Source organism: Streptomyces boninensis, from assembly GCF_048572725.1.
Classification (GTDB): Bacteria; Actinomycetota; Actinomycetes; order Streptomycetales; family Streptomycetaceae; genus Streptomyces; species Streptomyces boninensis.
In genome coordinates this window covers 6,117,947-6,136,036 of the sequence record NZ_CP183837.1, presented here as the reverse complement: position 1 = coordinate 6,136,036, position 18,090 = coordinate 6,117,947, and the positions used below count along the sequence as shown (strand labels likewise).

18 protein-coding genes are annotated in these 18,090 nt (G+C 71.7%); 8 read left to right on the top strand and 10 right to left on the bottom strand.

The features are described from left to right. Positions 1 to 365: 365 nt before the first annotated feature. Together ACNNMR_RS28195 and ACNNMR_RS28190 are read right to left on the bottom strand one after the other, a co-directional pair. Positions 366 to 1,682, bottom strand: a complete 1,317-nt coding sequence (locus ACNNMR_RS28195) for a PhoH family protein (protein WP_419997481.1) — start codon at positions 1,680 to 1,682, stop codon at positions 366 to 368. Between the two features lie 230 nt (positions 1,683 to 1,912). Then, the gene (locus ACNNMR_RS28190) at positions 1,913 to 2,713 is read right to left on the bottom strand and encodes an isoprenyl transferase (RefSeq protein ID WP_419997480.1); all 801 of its coding nucleotides are present in this window, start codon (positions 2,711 to 2,713) and stop codon (positions 1,913 to 1,915) included. A 143-nt stretch (positions 2,714 to 2,856) separates the two neighbouring features. Between ACNNMR_RS28190 and mgrA the strand changes: the two genes are divergently transcribed. The 5 genes from mgrA to ACNNMR_RS28165 all read left to right on the top strand — a co-directional run bounded on the left by mgrA (position 2,857) and on the right by ACNNMR_RS28165 (position 7,126). Next, complete coding sequence (mgrA, locus tag ACNNMR_RS28185; RefSeq protein WP_419997479.1) at positions 2,857 to 3,891, top strand: L-glyceraldehyde 3-phosphate reductase; 1,035 nt, start codon at positions 2,857 to 2,859, stop codon at positions 3,889 to 3,891. Positions 3,892 to 4,329: 438 nt separating this feature from the next. After that, positions 4,330 to 4,872 (top strand): hypothetical protein, encoded by a 543-nt coding sequence (locus tag ACNNMR_RS28180; RefSeq protein WP_419997478.1) that lies wholly within the window; start codon positions 4,330 to 4,332, stop codon positions 4,870 to 4,872. A gap of 9 nt (positions 4,873 to 4,881) precedes the next feature. Further along, the gene (locus ACNNMR_RS28175) at positions 4,882 to 5,652 is read left to right on the top strand and encodes a hypothetical protein (RefSeq protein ID WP_419997477.1); all 771 of its coding nucleotides are present in this window, start codon (positions 4,882 to 4,884) and stop codon (positions 5,650 to 5,652) included. A gap of 49 nt (positions 5,653 to 5,701) precedes the next feature. Beyond that, on the top strand, positions 5,702 to 6,103 hold the full coding sequence (locus tag ACNNMR_RS28170) for a hypothetical protein (protein ID WP_419997476.1): 402 nt from the start codon (positions 5,702 to 5,704) through the stop codon (positions 6,101 to 6,103). 21 nt (positions 6,104 to 6,124) lie between these two features. Next, the gene (locus ACNNMR_RS28165; protein WP_419997475.1) at positions 6,125 to 7,126 is read left to right on the top strand and encodes an NAD-dependent epimerase/dehydratase family protein; all 1,002 of its coding nucleotides are present in this window, start codon (positions 6,125 to 6,127) and stop codon (positions 7,124 to 7,126) included. Between the two features lie 13 nt (positions 7,127 to 7,139). Here the strand turns inward: ACNNMR_RS28165 and ACNNMR_RS28160 are convergent, their stop codons facing one another. Together ACNNMR_RS28160 and ACNNMR_RS28155 are read right to left on the bottom strand one after the other, a co-directional pair. Beyond that, on the bottom strand, positions 7,140 to 8,249 hold the full coding sequence (locus ACNNMR_RS28160) for a mandelate racemase/muconate lactonizing enzyme family protein (RefSeq protein WP_419997474.1): 1,110 nt from the start codon (positions 8,247 to 8,249) through the stop codon (positions 7,140 to 7,142). Positions 8,250 to 8,264: 15 nt separating this feature from the next. Beyond that, the gene (locus tag ACNNMR_RS28155; RefSeq protein ID WP_420000501.1) at positions 8,265 to 8,972 is read right to left on the bottom strand and encodes a creatininase family protein; all 708 of its coding nucleotides are present in this window, start codon (positions 8,970 to 8,972) and stop codon (positions 8,265 to 8,267) included. Between the two features lie 77 nt (positions 8,973 to 9,049). Between ACNNMR_RS28155 and ACNNMR_RS28150 the strand changes: the two genes are divergently transcribed. Next, the gene (locus ACNNMR_RS28150) at positions 9,050 to 10,012 is read left to right on the top strand and encodes an ROK family protein (RefSeq protein WP_419997473.1); all 963 of its coding nucleotides are present in this window, start codon (positions 9,050 to 9,052) and stop codon (positions 10,010 to 10,012) included. On the opposite strand, the gene ACNNMR_RS28145 is transcribed toward ACNNMR_RS28150, so the two are convergent. The 5 genes from ACNNMR_RS28145 to ACNNMR_RS28125 are packed head-to-tail and all read right to left on the bottom strand — an operon-like array spanning position 9,999 to position 14,944. Further along, complete coding sequence (locus ACNNMR_RS28145; protein ID WP_419997472.1) at positions 9,999 to 10,832, bottom strand: ATP-binding cassette domain-containing protein; 834 nt, start codon at positions 10,830 to 10,832, stop codon at positions 9,999 to 10,001. The two genes, ACNNMR_RS28150 and ACNNMR_RS28145, sit on opposite strands and share 14 nt — an antisense overlap. Beyond that, on the bottom strand, positions 10,829 to 11,641 hold the full coding sequence (locus tag ACNNMR_RS28140) for an ATP-binding cassette domain-containing protein (protein WP_419997471.1): 813 nt from the start codon (positions 11,639 to 11,641) through the stop codon (positions 10,829 to 10,831). The genes ACNNMR_RS28145 and ACNNMR_RS28140 overlap by 4 nt, the downstream gene beginning before the upstream one ends. After that, complete coding sequence (locus tag ACNNMR_RS28135; RefSeq protein ID WP_419997470.1) at positions 11,638 to 12,486, bottom strand: ABC transporter permease; 849 nt, start codon at positions 12,484 to 12,486, stop codon at positions 11,638 to 11,640. The genes ACNNMR_RS28140 and ACNNMR_RS28135 overlap by 4 nt, the downstream gene beginning before the upstream one ends. Beyond that, complete coding sequence (locus ACNNMR_RS28130) at positions 12,483 to 13,415, bottom strand: ABC transporter permease (RefSeq protein WP_419997469.1); 933 nt, start codon at positions 13,413 to 13,415, stop codon at positions 12,483 to 12,485. Before ACNNMR_RS28130 ends, ACNNMR_RS28135 begins: the two co-directional genes overlap by 4 nt. Further along, the gene (locus tag ACNNMR_RS28125) at positions 13,412 to 14,944 is read right to left on the bottom strand and encodes an ABC transporter substrate-binding protein (protein ID WP_419997468.1); all 1,533 of its coding nucleotides are present in this window, start codon (positions 14,942 to 14,944) and stop codon (positions 13,412 to 13,414) included. The genes ACNNMR_RS28130 and ACNNMR_RS28125 overlap by 4 nt, the downstream gene beginning before the upstream one ends. Positions 14,945 to 15,039: 95 nt before the next feature. On the opposite strand from ACNNMR_RS28125, the gene ACNNMR_RS28120 reads away from it, so the two are divergent. Together ACNNMR_RS28120 and ACNNMR_RS28115 are read left to right on the top strand one after the other, a co-directional pair. Then, positions 15,040 to 15,864, top strand: coding sequence for an IclR family transcriptional regulator (locus ACNNMR_RS28120; protein WP_419997467.1), 825 nt, complete (start codon positions 15,040 to 15,042; stop codon positions 15,862 to 15,864). Beyond that, positions 15,861 to 16,982 carry a serine hydrolase domain-containing protein gene (locus tag ACNNMR_RS28115; RefSeq protein ID WP_419997466.1) on the top strand — a complete coding sequence of 374 codons (1,122 nt, stop codon included), beginning with the start codon at positions 15,861 to 15,863 and terminating at the stop codon, positions 16,980 to 16,982. The genes ACNNMR_RS28120 and ACNNMR_RS28115 overlap by 4 nt, the downstream gene beginning before the upstream one ends. Here ACNNMR_RS28115 and ACNNMR_RS28110 read toward each other — a convergent pair. Next, positions 16,909 to 18,006: a DUF4185 domain-containing protein gene (locus tag ACNNMR_RS28110; RefSeq protein WP_419997465.1), complete on the bottom strand. Its 1,098-nt coding sequence runs from the start codon at positions 18,004 to 18,006 to the stop codon at positions 16,909 to 16,911. The two genes, ACNNMR_RS28115 and ACNNMR_RS28110, sit on opposite strands and share 74 nt — an antisense overlap. Positions 18,007 to 18,090: the final 84 nt, after the last annotated feature.

The window sequence follows — 18,090 nt, the reverse complement described above, 5'->3', positions numbered from 1 at the left end:
AATCGTGCCCCTGGCGCAGGCCTCCCTGGTGCGTTGGTCACGGGAGGCGCGGGCCCGGTGAGGGACCTCCCGGTGTGAAGGGAGGGCCCGCGTGGTTCTCGGGCGGCGTACGGCGACTCTGTTCAGTTGACGGTGCTTTGGTGCTGAAGACGCAGGGGTGCCGTACGCGGGGCCTGACAGGAGGAAGACTCTGCCGGAAGCGGACGCGTTAAGGCAATTCTCCGTTGAGTGGGAAAGCTCACATGCTGTTTGACGTACGAGATGTGCGGGAACCGGGGCGTAGCACTGGGCGCAACAGCTAAGCTGCTGCGCCCAGTTGAGGCTGCGGCGATACGCCGAGGCGTTATGTCCGGATAGCCGCCAAGCTAGACCCGGCCATCTTCGAGCATTTCGGTCACCAGCGCCGCGATCGGCGAACGCTCCGACCGGTTCAGCGTGATGTGCGCGAAGAGCGGATGCCCCTTCAGCTTCTCCACGACGGCGACCACGCCGTCGTACCGGCCCACCCGGAGATTGTCCCGCTGCGCCACATCGTGGGTGAGCACCACCCGGCTGTTGGCGCCGATCCGCGACAGGACCGTCAGCAGCACGTTCTTCTCCAGCGACTGCGCCTCGTCGACGATGACGAAGGCGTCATGGAGCGAGCGCCCGCGGATGTGAGTGAGCGGCAGCACCTCGAGCATGCCGCGCGCCGTCACCTCCTCGATGACGTCCCGCGAGGTGACCGACGACAGGGTGTCGTAGACGGCCTGTCCCCATGGGCTCATCTTCTCGGCCTCGGTGCCCGGCAGATAGCCGAGCTCCTGCCCGCCGACGGCGTACAGCGGCCGGAAGACCATCACCTTCTCGTGCTGCCGCCGCTCCAGTACGGACTCCAGCCCCGCGCACAGCGCCAGCGCCGACTTGCCGGTGCCGGCCCGCCCGCCCATCGAGACAATGCCCACATCCGGGTCGAGGAGCAGATCGAGCGCCACCCGCTGCTCGGCGCTGCGGCCGTGGATGCCGAACGCCTCGCGGTCGCCGCGCACCAGCTTCACCCGGCCGTCGGGGGTGACGCGGCCCAGCGCGTTGCCGCGCTCGGACTGCAGCACCAGGCCGGTGTGCACCGGCAGCCCGTCCGCCTCCGGGACGCTGACGATCTCGTTCTCGAAGAGCTCGTCGACCTGCTCGCCGCTGAGCATCGTCTCGGCCATCCCGGTCCAGCCGGATTCGGTGATGGCGAGTTCGGCGCGGTACTCCTCGGCGGCGAGGCCGACGGAGGACGCCTTGATGCGCAGCGGCAGGTCCTTGGAGACGACCGTGACGTCGTACCCCTCGGCCTGCAGATTGCGGGCCACGGCGAGGATCCGGGAATCGTTGTCGCCCAGTCTGAAGCCGGTCGGCAGCACCGCCGTATCGCTGTGGTTGAGCTCCACGCGCAGCGTGCCGCCCAGCTCGCCGATCGGGATCGGGGCGTCGAGGCGGCCGTGCCGGACCCGGAAATCGTCCAGCAGGCGCAGCGCCTGCCTCGCGAAATAGCCCAGCTCCGGGTGGTGTCGTTTCGCCTCGAGCTCCGTGACCACCACGACGGGAAGCACGACCTCGTGCTCGTCGAAGCGGATCATCGCCCTGGGGTCGGCCAGGAGGACGCTGGTGTCGAGGACGTAGGTGCGCCGGTCATCCGGCTTGCTGCTTTTCACCACGGGTGGACGAACCCCCTTGCAAGAGGTTGCGATGCTCGCGTTCGGTGGACCGGGTCCTGCCCCGCGTGCAGCGCAGCACGGGCCGGACGCCGGCCCTCCGCGTCGTCGTGGTGCAAAGGGCCTCCCGGGCGGGGGCTCTTGGGCCACCCGCTACCAGCGATATTCCCTCGAACACCGACGCATATGCAATGCCCTTCATAGGGCGATCGGGTTACGTGTCGCTTAAGAGATCACAGACCGAGGCGGCGGTTGCGCACGGAGTAGTCCCGCAGGGCCCGCAGAAAGTCCACCCGCCGGAAGGCCGGCCAGAAGACATCGCAGAAGTAGTACTCCGAGTGGGCGCTCTGCCAGAGCATGAAGCCGCTCAGCCGCTGCTCGCCGCTGGTACGGATCACCAGGTCCGGGTCGGGCTGGCCGCGGGTGTAGAGGTGCTCGGCGATGTGCTCGACCTCGACGGTCTCGGCGAGCTCCGCCAGCGGCGTGCCCTGCTCCGCGTGGTGGGCGAGCAGCGAGCGGACGGCGTCCGCGATCTCCTGCCGGCCGCCGTAGCCGACCGCGACATTGACCAGCAGCCGCGGCTTGTCCTGCGCGGGCAGCACGGCCGTCGCCTGCTCGGCTTCCTTCAGTACGGACTGGGTACGGCTCGGCAGCAGGTCGAGCGCGCCCACGTGGTGCACCCGGCAGCGGCCGTCGCCTGCCAGGTCCCGTACGACGTCCTCGATGATGCCGAGCAGCGGGACCAGCTCGTCCTCGGGACGGTCCAGATTGTCGGTGGACAGCAGCCACAGCGTGACCACCTCGACGTCGGTGCCGGAGCACCACTCCACCAGCTCGCGGACCTTCTCCGCGCCGGCCTGGTGGCCCTGCGCGGCGGTCATGCCGTCGGCGCGGGCCCAGCGGCGATTGCCGTCGAGGATGACGCCGATGTGCTTGGGGATCCGGGTGTGGTCGAGGCGCCGTTCGACGCGCCGCTCGTACAGCCGGTAGGCGAGCTCACGCAGGGACTGGCGGGGGTTCGGCGCGTGTCGCATCGACTCATGCATCCCGGGTGTGCCCCTCCGAAAGCCAGGTTTGGGTGTCCCTGAAGGCGCCCACCCTACTGGGCGGTGCACCGCATTAACCCGGCGCCTGCCGGAACCGGAGCGGGCGCCACCGTGATAGAGAGATTTTCGTGATGAACGGTTCCCACTTTCTGCCATCAGACTCCCGATATGACGCCATGCGGTACCGCCGTACGGGTCGCAGCGGCCTCAAGCTCCCCGAGATCTCGCTCGGCCTCTGGCACAACTTCGGCGACGACCGGTCGCTGGAGTCGCAGCGCGCGATCCTGCGCCGCGCCTTCGACCTGGGCGTCACCCACTTCGACCTGGCGAACAACTACGGTCCGCCACCCGGCTCCGCCGAGCTGAACTTCGGCAAGCTCTTCGCGCAGGACTTCCGCCCGTACCGCGACGAGCTGATCCTGTCGACGAAGGCCGGCTACCTGATGCACCCCGGCCCGTACGGCGAGTGGGGCTCCCGGAAGTACCTGCTGTCGTCGCTGGACGCCTCGCTGGCGCGGATGGGCGTCGATTACGTCGACATCTTCTACTCGCACCGCTTCGACCCGGACACGCCGCTCGAGGAGACGATGGGCGCGCTCGCGTCCGCGGTGCAGCAGGGCAAGGCGCTGTACGTGGGCGTGTCCTCGTACAGCAGCGAGCAGACGGCGGAGGCGGCGCGGATCCTGCGCGAGATGGGCGTACGGCCGCTGATCCACCAGCCCTCGTACTCGATGATCAACCGCTGGACCGAGGACGACGGGCTGCTCGACGCACTCGAGTCTGCGGGCATGGGCTGCATCTCCTTCGCGCCGCTGGCGCAGGGGATGCTCACGGACAAGTACCTGCACGGCATTCCGGAGGGCTCGCGCGCCTCGCAGGGCAAGTCGCTGAACCCGGACCTGCTGACGGAGGAGAACGTCCGGCGGCTGCGCGGCCTCAACGACATCGCCCAGCGGCGCGGGCAGTCGCTCGCGCAGATGGCGCTGCAGTGGGTGCTGCGGGATCCGCGGATGACGTCGGCGCTGATCGGTGCGTCGAGCGTGGCGCAGCTGGAGGCGAATGTCGCGGCGCTCGGCGGGCCGGCGCTGTCGAAGGAGGAGCTGGCCGAGATCGACACCTTCGCGGTGTCCACGGACGGCGTGAACATCTGGGCGGGCCGCAGCTAGGGGCAAAGAAAACGGGCCGGTCCGAGGGGGGGATTCGGACCGGCCCGAGGGGGGGACCTCAACCATAACCCAGTGTGAAGGTCGACGCGTACTCAACGGGCGGGTTACCTCGAAACGTGCTGACCCGGTAGCTCTCCGTATACGGACGGCTCAGCCACGCCGGTCCACCTCGCAAGCCCCCACCACCCGCCCTGACCACCGCAAAAGCCCGTAAAACCGGCCGCCCCACACCCTCGCAACCCGGGCGCGCAACCACCGCGCACGACGCGCTCACGCACCACGGGGCACCCCTCCAATCGAGTGCCCGGCGTGTCGCCCCGTCCCCACCGGGCGGCCGACGGCCGCCCCGCGCCCTGGCCCGCGCATCGCGCGCCCAGCCCGCGGGTGGTTTGCGCGGGCGACACGTGTACCGGGGTCGCAGCGGCGCAGCCTCCCCGCGTGCAACGCCGCATAGTTCGCCTCCTTTCCCGCCCCCTCGCCTCCGCCGCGCTCGGCGCAGTCGCGCTGGCCGCCGCAGCTCTGGGCGCCCCCGCCATAGCCGCGCCCGCCGTGCCTGCGCCCGCCGACGGGTGCGCCTACACCGGTCGCGAGCTGCCGCTCGACGATCTCGGCGAGCTGGCTCGGCGGGGTGATGTCGGTGCTGCGGTGCGGCAGGCCTGCCGGGAGCAGCCGCCGGCGGCACCGCGCAGGCCCGCGCCTCCGCCTCCGCCGCCACCTGCGCCGCGGACTCCCCCACCCCCACCGCCGCCGAAGCCCGCGCCGCCGGCGCCCGCGCCCACCCCCACCAAGCCGCCGCCGAAGCCCAAGCCCAAGCCCGCGCCGACCGTCTCCTTCCGCCCCGCCTATCACGCCCCGCCACAGCCGGAGGCCAAGCAGGGCACCTCCCCCGTCACCCGGACCCTCCTCCTCGTCGCCCCCGCCGTACTCGCCGCCGCCGCACTCGCCGCGGGCGGCGGAGGCGGCTCCGCGGCCAACCGATAGGAGCCCCCAATGTCCGACTGGCTCAAGCTGCTGGTCGCCATGGCCGCGGCCACCGCCGTCGTCGTGCTGATCGCTGTCATCCGCGACCGGCGGCGTCCCGAGGACGAGGATCCCGACGAGACGCCCGACGTCATCGAGTACATGACGATGATGGTCGGCGTCGTATACGCCATCGTGCTCGGCCTCGCCATCGCCGGCGTCTGGGAATCGCGCGGCGAGGCGCAGCAGACCGTGCAGCGCGAGGCCTTCGCCCTGCACGAGGTGAGCGAGCGCGCAGCGGCCTATCCCGCCGGGCAGCGCGATGCCGTACGAGCGAGCGTCGACGCATACGTGGCGTACGCCGTCAAGAAGGAATGGGACCCCGCCATCGCCGAGGGCGGCGGACTCACGCCCCGCGGCGACCGGCTCATGGAGGACGTACGCAAGCAGGTGAGTGCGTACGAGCCCAAGACCGAGTCGCAGAATCGCGCCGCCTACGCCCTCGGCGACCAAGCCGCGCAAGCCGCGCAGGCCCGGCAGGAGCGCGGGCTCGGGACCGATCCGACGATGCCGCCCGTCGTGTGGGTGGGCCTGATCATCGGGGCGATCGTCTCCATCGGCATGGTCTTCGCGCTGCAGATCCAACGGTCGGCGCGGGAGCTGGTGCTGGCGGGGCTGTTCAGCGCGCTGATGGCGTTTCTGCTCTTCCTCGTCTGGGCGTGGAACCACCCCTACGGGGGCACATCAGACGCCGGGACGATGACGGAGCCGTTCACAACGCTGTTCCCTGGCTCTGGATAGGCCATCTGTCCCGGCCTACCGTGGAGTTGGCAACCGGAGGTGGGGCGGCATGGCCGACTGGTGGTCCGTCGAGGTCTTCGACGGGCAGTCGTCCGCGCTCGCGTGGCGGGACTCGTACGAGTACGCGCTCGTCGAGTCCGCGGTCACGCACGGGGCGCTGATGTGGGAGTGGCACGTCCACTCGTGGGGCATCGTGCTGGAGATCTCCTTCCGGGAGGAGGCGGACTGGGAGCGCTGGCGCGGACTGCCCGGCGTCCAGGCCGCGCTCGACGCGGTGCCCGACCCGGTCTCCGGGCTGCTGCTGCACCGCGGCCGCGGCGGCACCAGCGGCAGCTTCGTACCCCGCCGCCCGCGCCCGGCACCCAGCGCGGCGGCGGCGGAGCTGCCCGAGCCGGAGCCGCCGCAGACCAGATATCTGCTGTCAGCAGTAGACCCTTCCCCGATCCTGTAGCGGGCAGGCAGAGTCGGCGGCATGAAGCTGCTGATTCTGGGTGGTACGGAGTTCGTCGGGCGCGCGGTCGCCGAGGAAGCGGAGGGGCGCGGGTGGGAGGTGACGGTCTTCCATCGCGGGCGGTATCCAGCGCCGGAGGGGACCGCGTCGCTGATCGGTGACCGGGTCGCGGAGGGCGGGCTCGAAGCGCTCGCCGAGGGCAGCTGGGACGCCGTCGTCGACACATGGTCGCGTGCGCCCGCTGCCGTACGGGACGCCGCCCGGCTGCTCGCGGAGCAGGGAGTCGGGCACTACGCGTACATCTCCAGCCGCTCCGTCTACCCCATGGAATCCACCGCCGCCGGCGCCGACGAATCCGCCGCCGTGGTCGACGGCTCCCCCGACGACACCGGCAGCGACGACTACGCCCGCGCCAAGCGCGGCGGCGAGCTCGCCGCCGAGGCCGCGTTCGGCGAGCGGGCGCTGTTCGCCCGCGCGGGCCTCATCCTCGGCCCATACGAGAACGTCGGCCGGCTCCCGTGGTGGCTCACGCGGATGCGCCGCGGCGGCGAGGTCCTCGCCCCCGGCCCGTACGACCTGCCGCTGCAGTACATCGACGCCCGCGACCTCGCCGTCTGGACCCTGGACGCGGTCGAGCGCGGGCTCGGCGGCCCGTACGACGTGGTCAGCGCGCCCGGGCACGCCACCATGGGCGAGCTGCTGGAGGAGTGCGTGAAGGTGACGGGGTCGGATGCCGTGCTGCGGTGGTACGCGCCCGAGGCGGTGCTCGCGGCCGGGTTCGAGCCGTGGACGGAGCTGCCGGTGTGGCTGCCGCCGGGCGAGCTGCACGACTACCTGCACCGCGGCGACACCAGCACGGCCCGGAAGGCGGGCCTGCGGTGCCGGCCGGTCGCGGAGACGGTGGCCGACACCTGGGCGTGGCTGGAGTCGATCGGAGGCGAGGCGCCGCAGCGGGGAGACCGGACGCGGAAGGGGATCGATGCGGAGCGGGAGGCGGAGTTCCTGCGCGCGAATCCGCTCTGATCAGCCCGTCAGATCACCCCGTCAGGTCGCCTTCCCGCTCGTTGACCGCCGCGTAGTGGCGCAGCTTGTCCTCGTCCACCCGTACGCCGAGGCCCGGTCCCTCCGGGACGACCAGGCTGCCGTCGATGAGCGGGATCGGGTCCGCGATGTCGTCGGCGTGCAGGTAATACATGCTGTCGATGGCCCGGTTGAGCACCGGAGTGCTGGCCACGACGGCGAGGTGCGCGGCGGTGGCGATGCCGAGTTCGCCGCCGCTGTGCAGGTTCATGCCGAGCCCGAAGGTCTCGCAATGGGCGGCGAGGGCCTTGGTGGGGGCGATGCCGCCCCACTTGTAGACGTCGCCGTGGATGACGTCCACGGCGCCGAGGCGCATCGCGGGGGCGAAGTCCTCGAAGCGGACGACGCACATGTTGGTGCACAGCGGTATGCGCACCTTGTCGCGCACCTGGCTCATGCCCTCGATGCCCACGCACGGGTCTTCCAGGTATTCGAGGTCCAGCTCCTCCAGCTTGATGCCGGCGCGGATCGAGTCGGGTACGGACCAGGCCGCGTTGGGGTCGACGCGCAGTTCGGTGCCGGGGAGGGCGGCGCGCAGGGCGCGGAGGTTGGCGACGTCGCCGTCGACGTCCTTCGTGCCCTTCAGCTTCACCGCCCGGAAGCCGCCCTCTGCGACGACCCTTGCCGCGTGCTCGGCGAGCGCCTCGGGCGTGCCCCCGTCTGCCCGCGTGACCAGCGCGGTCAGCGGCACCTGGTCGCGGACCCGGCCGCCGAGGAGGTCGGTGACGGACTGGCCGGTGGCCTTGCCCATGGCGTCCCAGCAGGCGACGTCCAGGGCGGCGATGGCGGCGTAGCCGAGGTAGCCGTGGAAGAACGGCACCATGTGCTGCTTGCGCTGGAAGGCCTCCAGCGCGAAGGGGCTGGCGCCGATCAGGTCGGGCGCCAGCTTCCGTACGAGCGCGGCGACCGGCTGTCCCCACATCGTCTCGCCCCAGCCGTCGACGCCCTCGTCGGTGCGGATCCGCACCACGGTGCGGGTTTCGCCCGTCTTGGTCTCGAAGGAGCTCGTGAAGGGGCTCTTCAGCGGGAGATTGACGACCCAGGCGTCGACGTGCGTGATCTTCATGTGCGGGGTGGCTCCTCAGTCGGTGGTGGCTGCGGCAAAGGCGCGTATGGCCTGGGCGAGTTCGTTGGCGCGGGCGGACAGCTCCGCCGGATCCGGGTCGGCGGTGGACGGGTCGTCCGTGGCCCCGCCGACGCGCGCCCACTCGCCGTGCCGCTCGGCGGTGAGGCCCGGGTGCGGCGGGGCGTCGAAGAGGGCTGGGGGGTCGGCGGGGGTGCGGGGGGCGATGGGCGTACGGACCAGGTCCGGGTGTGCGGCGAGCATCAGCGATGTCTCGTAGCGGCCGGCGTGGCCCGGATTCGCGGGCTCGCCCAGGCTCCAGTACGAGCACGCGGCGAAGCTGCCCTCCGCGCGCAGCGCGTGCTCCTTCACCGCGAGCCGCATGATCTCGTCGTTGCCGCCGTGCCCGTTGACGATCAGGACGCGCCGGAAGCCGCTCTCGGTCAGCGAGCGCAGGACATCGGCGAGGACCGCCTTCAGGGTGTCCGCCGACAGCGACACCGCCGCCGCAAAGAGGTGGTGCGGGCTGTGCCCGTACGGCAGGGCGGGGAGGCGTACCACGGGCGGGCCGTCGTCCGTGAGCAGCTCTGCCGCCCGGTCCACCACCGCCGTGACGAGCATGGTGTCGGTGCCCATCGGCAGGTGTTCCGCATGCTGCTCCTGCGACCCGATGGGCAGCAGCGCGACCGCCTCACGGCCCGCCTCCCGCACCTCCCGCCAGACCATCTCCGTCAGCTGAAACGCTCTCGGTTGAAACACTGCCGGTCTACCTCCTCACATCGCGCCATGACAGAGTCGGGCGCATGGCCGGCGACTACCCACCCCTGCGCTTGGTGCCGGATCCCCCGGCACCGGCCCCCGTGCGCCCGCTGCTGGGCGCGGTCGAGGTGCTGCCGGGGCGGGTGCACGCGGCGCTCGTGGACCGCTCCGGGGAGCTGCTGCGCCGCACCGCGGCCGGCTTCGAACCGGCGGCGGGCGACGCCGCGGGGGTGGACGCGGCCGTACGGCAGGCGGCCCTGGAGTGCTTCGAGGGCCGCGAGCTGATCGGGGTCGGGGTGGCGGCCACCGGCATCGTGGACCCGGAGCGCGGCGCGTTCATCGAGGTCAACGACGTGCCGGCGCTGGCCGGCTACCCCGTGGCCGATGTGCTGCGGCAGGCGCTCGGGGTGCCCGTGCACGTCGAGCACCGGGCCCGGCTGCAGGTGCTCGGCGACCGGTGGTTCGGGGCGGGCCGGGGCCTGGCCTCGTTCGCGTCGGTGGCCACCGGCGAGGTGCTCGGCGTCGGGATCCTGTACGACGGCGAGCTGCTGGCCCCGCACGGCGGCCGCAGCGGCGCCCATATGACGGTGGTGGCCGGCGGCGAGCCGTGCACCTGCGGGGCGCGCGGCTGCTGGAAGACGGTGGCCACGACCCGCTGGCTGCGCCGCCGCGCGCAGGCGGCCGGGCTCGGCGCCGGTGTGACGCTGGCGGAGCTGGCGTCCCGGGGCGCGCAGGCCGGCGATGCGCGCGAGGTCGTCGACGAGTACGCGGACAACCTCGCCCTCGGCCTGGTGAACATCCAGCAGTTCTTCGCCTCCGGCCTCTTCGTCCTGCACGGCGAGGCCGTGGAGGGCGGCGAGCCCTTCCGCGCCCGGGTGGAGGAGCGGCTGCGCCGCGACAGCGGCTGGTCGACGGCGGCCCCGCCGCGCGTCGTCCTCGGCGAGGCGGGGCAGCCCGACGACGTGGCGCTGCTGGGCGGCGCGGGCCTGGTGCTCACGCACCGCTAGTCCAGCTGCGCGCCTTGTACGCATCCGGCCGCGGCACCGCCGCCAGCAGCTCCCGCGTGTACGGGTGCTCGGGCGCCCCCAGCACCGCGGCGGTCGCCCCGCACTCCACCACCGCACCCCGCCGCAGCACCGCGACCCGGTCCGCCACCTGCCGTACGACGGCGAGATTGTGCGAGACGAAGACATAGGTGAGCCCATGCCGCTGCTGCAGCTCGGCCAGCAGCTCCAGGACCTGCGACTGCACGGACACATCCAGCGCGCTCGTCGGCTCGTCCAGCACCACCAGCCGCGGCGCCGGCGCCAGCGCCCGCGCGATGGAGATGCGCTGCCGCTGCCCGCCGGAGAACTCGTGCGGATACCGGTCCTGCACCCCCGCCGCAAGACCGACCGACGTGAGCAGCTCCCCCACCCGCTCCCGCAGCCGCCCCCGCGCCGCCCGCCCGCGGTAGGCGGGGTCGTGGGTGACCAGCGGCTCGGCGACGATGTCGGTGATCCGCATCCGCGGATTCATGCTCGAGTACGGGTCCTGCAGCACGACCTGCATCCCGGCCCGTATCTCCCGCATTTCGGCGGCGGACAGGCCGGCGAGGTCGCGGCCCTCGAAGCGTACGGTCCCGGCGGTCGGCTCCAGCAGCTTCAGCAGCAGCCGGGTGAGCGTCGTCTTCCCCGACCCGGACTCGCCGACGAGGGCGAGGGTCTCGCCGTCCTCGACCGTCAGCGTCACATCGTCCACGGCGGTGGTACGGGCGCCGCCCGGGCCGCGGAACTCCTTGGTGAGCCCGTCCAGTTCAAGCAGCGGTGTGACAGGCGGTGGCGTCATGGCGTCGGCTCCAGTCGCGGGGTGGCGGCCAGCAGGTCGCGGGTGTAGGGGTCGCCGGGCGCGTCGAAGACCGGGCCGACCTGGCCGTGTTCCACGAACTTGCCGCCGTTCATGACCACGACCCGGTCGGCGGTCTCCGCGACCACGCCGAGGTCGTGCGTCACCAGCACCACCGCCATGCCGTGCCGGGCCCGCAGGTCCGCCAGCAGGTCGAGGATCTGCCGCTGCACGGTGACGTCGAGCGCGGTCGTCGGCTCGTCGGCGATCAGCACCCGCGGCCGCCCGACCAGCGCGGTCGCGATCATCACGCGCTGCCGCAGCCCGCCGGACAGCTCGTGCGGATACTGCCGCGCCCGCAGTTCGGGGTCCGGGATGCCGACCTCGTCGAGGGCCCGTACCGCCTCCGCCCGCGCCTCGGCCCGCGACGCGCCGCGGTGCCGCCGCAGCACCTCGGCGACCTGGGCGCCGACCCGCTGCAGTGGGTCGAGGCTGGTCATCGGGTCCTGGAAGACCATCGCGATGTCGTTGCCGCGGACTTCGCGCAGCTGCTTCTCCGGCAGCGCCAGCAGGTCGCGGCCGTCGAGGAGGATCTCGCCGCCCGCGTAGGTGCACGGCGGCTCGGGGTTGAGCCGCAGCGCCGAGAGCACGGTGGCGGACTTGCCGCTGCCGGACTCGCCGACGACGGCCAGGGTCTCCCCCGCGTACGCCCGCATGCTCACGCCGCGGACGGCGTGCACGGGCCCGTCGGCGAGCTCGAAGTCGACGTGCAGGTCCCGGAATTCGAGAACAGGGGTCTGGGTCTCAGTCATCGGCGGTACGCCTTCGGGTCCGCGACGTCGCGCAGGGCGTCGCCGGTGATGTTGATGGCCAGGGAGGTGAACATCAGCGCCAGCCCGGGGAAGACCGCGACCCACCACGACGTGCCCAGGTACAGCTGCCCGTCGGCGAGCATCGAGCCCCAGGTGACGGTCTCCTTCGGCACGCCGAGGCCGAGGTAGCTGAGCGACGCCTCGGCGACGATCGCGGCCGCGATGTGCAGGGTGGCGATGGTGGCGAGCGGCGGCAGCACATTGGGGAGCAGATGCCGCCGCATGATCGTCAGGTCCGTGACGCCCGTGGCCCGGGCCTGGGTCACATAGTCGCGGGTGCGCAGTGACAGCACCTCGGACCTGACCACCCGGGCGTACGACACCCAGCCGGTGAAGCCGAGCACCAGCACCACATTCCACAGCCCGGAGCCGAGGAAGCCGACGATGGCGAGGGCGAGCAGCAGCGAGGGGAAGGCGAGTTGGATGTCGGCGAAGCGCATCAGCACCCGGTCGAGCCAGCCGCCGCGGAAGCCCGCGAAGAGACCCGCGGCGGCCCCGACGACACCCGCGAGCAGCGCCGCCCCGATGCCGACGAGCAGCGAGACCCGGGAGCCGTAGATGACGCGGGAGAGGAGGTCGCGCCCCAACTGGTCGGTGCCCAGCGGATGCGCGATGCTGCCGCCGTCCGACCAGGCGGGCGGCTTGAGCCGGGCGAGCAGGTCCTGCTTCGCCGGGTCGTCGGGCGCGAGCAGCGGCGAGAAGGCGGCTGCCACCACGAGCAGCGCGAGGATGCCGAGGGCGACCAGGGCGAGCCGGTTGCGGGTGACGGTGCGTAGGAGAGTCATGACTGGGCCCGCACTCTCGGGTCGAGGAGGCTGTAGGAGAGGTCGACCAGCAGGTTCACGATCACGAAGGCCGCCGCGAAGAACAGCACCGCCGCCTGCACGAGCGGGAAGTCCCGGTTGGCGATGGCCTCGACGGTCAGCCGCCCGATGCCCGGCCAGGAGAAGACCTGCTCGGTGAGGATCGCCCCGCCGAGCAGCCCGCCGAACTCCAGGCCGATCACGGTGACGGTCGGCAGCGAGGCATTCCGCAGCCCGTGCGCGAGCACCACCTTCGCCGGGCCGAGACCCTTGGCCTTGGCCGTACGGATGTGATCGGAGCCGAGCACGTCGATGAGCGAAGACCGCAGCAGCCGGGCGATGACGGCGATGGAGTAGACGGACAGGGTGACGGCCGGCAGCACCAGGTGCGCGAAGGTGCCGTATCCGGAGGCCGGAAGGACCTGCAGCTGTACGGAGAAGAGCAGGATCAGCAGGATCCCGATCCAGAACGGCGGCGTGGACTGGCCGAGCAGCACCGCGGTCATCACGCCGGTGTCGCCGGCGCGGCCGCGGCGCATCGCGGCGTAGATGCCGGCCGGGATGGCGATGAGGAGGCTGAGGACGAGAGCCCCTGCGGCGAGTTCGAGGGTGGCGGGGATGCGGTCGGAGATGACCTGGCTGACGGGCTCGTTGTAGACGAGCGAGTCGCCGAGGTCGAACCGCAACAGGCCCCACAGGTAGTCGCCGTACTGCGCGAGCGTCGACTGGTCGAGCCCCAGCTGATGCCGCAGCGTGGCCTCCTGCGCGGCGGTGGCGTCCGGGGGCAGCAGCTGCTTGACCGGGTCGCCGGAGAGCCGTACGAGAAGGAAGGCGAGGGTGGCGGCGGCGAAGAGGACGCCGATCGCGGTGAGGAGCCGGATGGCTATGTGACGGGCGAGGGAGGCGCTCATCGCGGCTTCACCTCGGCGCTCTCCATCGCCAGCGACCCGTTGATGATCGGCGTCCATCTCACCCGCGTGGTGCGGGCGAGGATGTTGTCCTGCTGATAGAGGGACACGAACGGGGCCTCGGTCTTCATCAGGCGCTGCAGCTCACTGAACGCGCGCTCCCGGTCCTCGGGCTTCATGGACAGCTCCTCGGCGTCGACCAGCCGGTCCGCCTCTTTGGAGGTCCAGCGGCTCTGCCGCCGGTCGTGGCGCACGTTCGACTGCAGCATCGAGGAGCCGTCGAGCGTCCACACGGTGGAGGCGGCGAGGTACATGGGGCCGAGCGCACGCCGGTTGTCGGAGGTGAGCCGGGCGGAGAAGGTGCCCGGGTCGAGCAGCTCGACGCGGGCCCGGATCCCGGCCCGCCGGAGCAGCCCCGCGATGGCCTCGGCGACCTGCCCGTCGGTGTTGGAGGCGGCGAGGGTGGTGCTGATGCCGTCCGGATGCCCGGCGTCGGCGAGCAGCTGCTTCGCCTTGCGTACGGAACGCCGGAACGGCTCGATGGACTTGTCGAAGCCCACCGCCCCGTGCGGGATCATCGCGGGCACCTCGCGGGCCTTGCCGTCCAGCACGGCCTTGATGAGCAGCGGCACGTCGATCGCGTGGTTGATCGCCTGCCGCACCCGGCGGTCGCGCAGCGGGCCGGCCTCGGTGTCGAGGTTGAGATAGGCGGTCCTGATGCCCGGGTGGCTCTCCAGCTCGACCCCGGCATAGCCGGACAGCTGCCGGGCCGCGTCGGGGGTGAGGCCGGTGACGATGTCGACCTCGTCGCTCTGCAGCGCGGCCAGGGCGGAGGCCGGGTTGGGCAGCGGCCGGAAGACGAGGCGCTCGGCGCCGGGCCGGCCGTGGAAGTGGCTTTTATTGGCCCGCAGTTCCAGCTCGCGGTCGCGTCTGAAGGAGCTGAAGCGATACGGCCCGGTGCCGACCGGCCGTTTGGCGAAGGCGGCGTCGCCGACGTCGGCTATGTGCTTCGGCGGCACGATCACCCCGCCGAACAGCGACAGCTTCGCGGGCAGGATCGGATCGTGCAGCTTGGTGTGCACGTCGACGGTGTACCGGTCGACGACGCTGACGGACGTCACGTACCGCAGCTCGACGATCGGCGACCGCGTCTTGGGATCGAGGATCCGCTCGATCGAGAACTTGACCGCCTCGGCGTCGAATTCCTCCCCGTTGTGGAACCGCACCCCCTTCCGGAGCCGGAACCGCCACACCGTCTTGGACCGCGCCTCCCAGGACAGGGCCAGCCGCGCCGCCAGCCGCCCGCGCACATCGCGGGTGGTGAGGGTGTCGAAGATGTTGACCAGGACATTCATGGACACCATGTCGCCCTGTTTGTGCGGGTCGAGCGTGATCGGATCGGCCGTCTGCGCCACCCGCAGCGTCCCGTCCCCTCCCGCACCCGAGGCCGTACCGCACCCGGTGAGCACCGCGGGGGCGGCGACGGCGACCCCGGAAAGACCAGCCAGCCGCAGGGCGTTACGGCGTGACATCGGTGGATTGGCCACGATCTGCCCTTCGCGAGATGTTCCATTGAACAGTGCGAGCGTTCCGTTTACCGGAACGTTGATGCGTTAAGCTATGCGCCATGCCGAAGCCGGTCAAGACCTCCGCCTCCACAAAGGGCGCCCCCGCAAAGGGCCCCGTGGACAAGGCGCTCGAGGTCCTCGACGCCCTGGTCCAGCCGGACTCCCCGCACCGCCTCGCCGACCTCGCCACCCGCACCGGCCTCCCGAAGCCAACCGTCCACCGCCTCCTGCAGTCCTTCGCGGACGCGGGCTACGCGACCCCGGCCACCGGCGGCTCGTACCGCCCGGGCCCACGCCTCCTCGCCCTGGGCGCGACGGCCCTGGCGAGCAGCCGCGAGCTGCAGCTGGCCCGCCCGGTCCTGGACGACCTGCGGCTGCGCACCGGTCATTTGGCGCATTTCTCGGTACGGGACGGGGCCGCCGCGGTGCATGTGGCGCACTCGGAGCCGGCGTCCGCGTACCGCATGGGCGTCAGCGCGGGCGGCGAAGTCCCGCTGTACTGCTCGGCGGTGGGCTGGGCGATGCTGGCGGGGCTGCCGGCGCCGGAGGACTTCCTGGGCGGCTTGGAGCCCTTGCCGGCCAGGACGCCGCGGACGCCGACGGATCCGGCGGCGGTGCTGCGGGGGCTGGCGGAGGTGCGCGAGCGCGGCTATGCGGTGGACGACGAATACGCAGAACAGGACGTGCGCGCGATAGCGGCGCCGGTGGTCGGGCCGGGCGGCGAGGTGGCGGGCGCGGTCGGGATCGTGGGGCTGACGTTCACGCTGGACGAAGGGAGTGTGGCGGTGCTGGGGCCGATGGTGCGGGCCGCTGCGGGGACGATATCGGCGGGGTTGCGAGGGGCTTCGGGTGCGAGCCTGGGCGTGGTGCGGGGGGAGGCGTGAGTACGGAACAGCCGGGGCCGATCACCGGTCTGCTGACAGCCGGCCGCCGGGCCCGTATCTACTCCGGGGCGGCCTGGTCGGTGGGCACTGCCGCCGGGCCGGAGGCGCGCGGCCACTTGGGGACGAGAAGCTGGCCGTCGAGAGCGGAGCTCGACGGCACGGAGCTGTGGGACCTGGCCTCCGTAACAAAGCCCATCGTCGGCCTGGCCGCCCTCCGCCTCGCCGAGGCGGGCGCGCTGGGGCTGGACGACACGCTCGGCGGCTACCTTCCGGAATACCGCCGCGTACCCGGAAAGTCGGACATCACCGTCACCCAACTCCTCGCCCACACCTCAGGGCTGCCCGGCGGCACGCCGCTGTGGCGCGACCACGCCGACCGGGCCGGCCTGCTGCGGGCGCTGCGCGAACTCCCGCTGCGCGGGGCGCCCGGCACGGTCGTCGAGTACTCCTCGGCGGGCTTCATCCTCCTCGGCCTGATCATGGAACAGGCCACCGGCACCCGCCTCGACGAACTCGTCACCGAACAGGTCTGCAAGCCCCTCGGCTTGCACGAAACCGTCTTCGCCCCGACCGGCCCGGCCCGCGCCCGCGCCGTCTCCACGGAATGGTGCACCTGGCGCGGCCGCCTGATCACCGGCCAGGTGCACGACGAGAACGCCGTAGTACTCGGCGAAGTCGCCGGCCACGCGGGCCTGTTCGCCCCGCTGTCGGACGTGGAACGCCTCGGCCAGGCCCTGGCAGCAGGCGGCGAGGGCCTGCTGAGCGACACCGCCTTCGCCCGCATGACCGCCTGCCACACGGAGGGCCTGCCCCTCCGCCGCTGCCTGGGGTGGCAGGGGCGGGACGCGGTCGGTTCGCCGGTGGGGACCGCGATGGGGCCGGAGTCGTACGGGCATACGGGCTTTACGGGGACGAGCGTGTGGGTGGAGCCGGCGCGGGGCGGCGAGCCGGGCCGATACTGCGTGCTGCTCACCAACCGCGTCCATCCGAGCCGTGAAGGCCGCCGCTTCCCGGCGGTGCGCCGGGCGTTCCACCACTGGGCGGCTACGCCCCGAACCCCCGCACCCGGAACTGCATCACGCGATACGGCCAGTCCTCGTTCGTATTCCACTGGCTGACCGCCAGATGCAGATCATCGAGCGTCGACCCCGGAATGATGTACCCGCCGTACAACTGCGCCACATGCGTATCGTCCTCATTCCCCCACTCGCCCCCGTTGATGAAGGTGGCGCGCTTGGCCTCGTGGAGGTTTGAGGTGGGGGTGTCCATGACCATGCCGTCGATGCGGTAGTCCCCGGCGTTGAACCAGGTCAGGATCCACTTCCCGCCCAGCGGCCGCAGGCAGAGCTCGCCGAACTTGCCGTCCAGCACCGGCGTCGGCGGATTCCCCCAGGCCCAGTTGCCGTCCTTGTAGCCCCACGGCTCGTACGCCCCCGGGTCGGCGATGCTGCCGCTCTTCACCCGCTGCAGGATCATGGCCTTGTCGCGCTGGAAGCCGGATGAATAGACGTATACGTAACCGTCGTCGCCCTCACCCCAGGTGAGCATCTGGAACAGGCCACCATGCAGGTCGGGCGCGAACTTCGCGCCGGTGTGCTGCCAACTGGCGCCGTTGTCGTCGGACTTCCAGATCTCGGTCCAGACGACCGTGCCGAGACCCTTGTTCACCATGACGTGCAGGTACATGGTGTTGCCGATCGTGATCACATCGGACGGCAGCACAGTGGAGAACTCGGGGTTGTCGTGCTCGTACTCCCACAGCTGCTGCGCCGCGTCCCCGCCGACGGCGCCCGACCACTTCACGCCGGAGGGCAGGTCGGCGGCGGAGGTGGTGGAGTACAGCGCGACCGGCGAACGCCACCAGCCGGCGCCGACCTTGGCGCCCTCGAAGGTGTCGCCGAAGACGAAGAGGTTGCGGCCGTCCGGGGTGCGGACGGGGATGCCGAGGTCGGTGGCCTCCATGCGGTAGGCGGTGGTGAGGCCGGGGCCGGTGAGGTCGGCGACCTTGTTGACCTGGAGGGCCTTGGGCTTGGCCTTGGGCTTGGGCTTTGCCTCACCGCCCCAGGCGGTGCTCGCACCCAGCACTCCGGTGCCGCCGGCCAGCGCGCCTGCGGCGGCCTTGAGGAACGTGGATCGCTTCACGTTACTGCCCTTCCCGTGGGGGTGAAATCGATTTCAGGGGAGGTCTGCGAGTGACCCTTCCACCACTGGCGGCGCAGCGTCAAC

Bases quoted from the DNA above. Each gene is read 5' to 3' on its own strand.
- ACNNMR_RS28190 (WP_419997480.1), bottom strand. From the start codon at position 2,713: ATGCGACACGCGCCGAACCCCCGCCAGTCCCTGCGTGAGCTCGCCTAC.
- mgrA (WP_419997479.1), top strand. From the start codon at position 2,857: ATGAACGGTTCCCACTTTCTGCCATCAGACTCCCGATATGACGCCATG.
- ACNNMR_RS28175 (WP_419997477.1), top strand. From the start codon at position 4,882: ATGTCCGACTGGCTCAAGCTGCTGGTCGCCATGGCCGCGGCCACCGCC.
- ACNNMR_RS28170 (WP_419997476.1), top strand. From the start codon at position 5,702: ATGGCCGACTGGTGGTCCGTCGAGGTCTTCGACGGGCAGTCGTCCGCG.
- ACNNMR_RS28165 (WP_419997475.1), top strand. From the start codon at position 6,125: ATGAAGCTGCTGATTCTGGGTGGTACGGAGTTCGTCGGGCGCGCGGTC.
- ACNNMR_RS28160 (WP_419997474.1), bottom strand. From the start codon at position 8,249: ATGAAGATCACGCACGTCGACGCCTGGGTCGTCAATCTCCCGCTGAAG.
- ACNNMR_RS28155 (WP_420000501.1), bottom strand. From the start codon at position 8,972: ATGGTCTGGCGGGAGGTGCGGGAGGCGGGCCGTGAGGCGGTCGCGCTG.
- ACNNMR_RS28150 (WP_419997473.1), top strand. From the start codon at position 9,050: ATGGCCGGCGACTACCCACCCCTGCGCTTGGTGCCGGATCCCCCGGCA.
- ACNNMR_RS28145 (WP_419997472.1), bottom strand. From the start codon at position 10,832: ATGACGCCACCGCCTGTCACACCGCTGCTTGAACTGGACGGGCTCACC.
- ACNNMR_RS28140 (WP_419997471.1), bottom strand. From the start codon at position 11,641: ATGACTGAGACCCAGACCCCTGTTCTCGAATTCCGGGACCTGCACGTC.
- ACNNMR_RS28135 (WP_419997470.1), bottom strand. From the start codon at position 12,486: ATGACTCTCCTACGCACCGTCACCCGCAACCGGCTCGCCCTGGTCGCC.
- ACNNMR_RS28130 (WP_419997469.1), bottom strand. From the start codon at position 13,415: ATGAGCGCCTCCCTCGCCCGTCACATAGCCATCCGGCTCCTCACCGCG.
- ACNNMR_RS28125 (WP_419997468.1), bottom strand. From the start codon at position 14,944: ATGTCACGCCGTAACGCCCTGCGGCTGGCTGGTCTTTCCGGGGTCGCC.
- ACNNMR_RS28120 (WP_419997467.1), top strand. From the start codon at position 15,040: ATGCCGAAGCCGGTCAAGACCTCCGCCTCCACAAAGGGCGCCCCCGCA.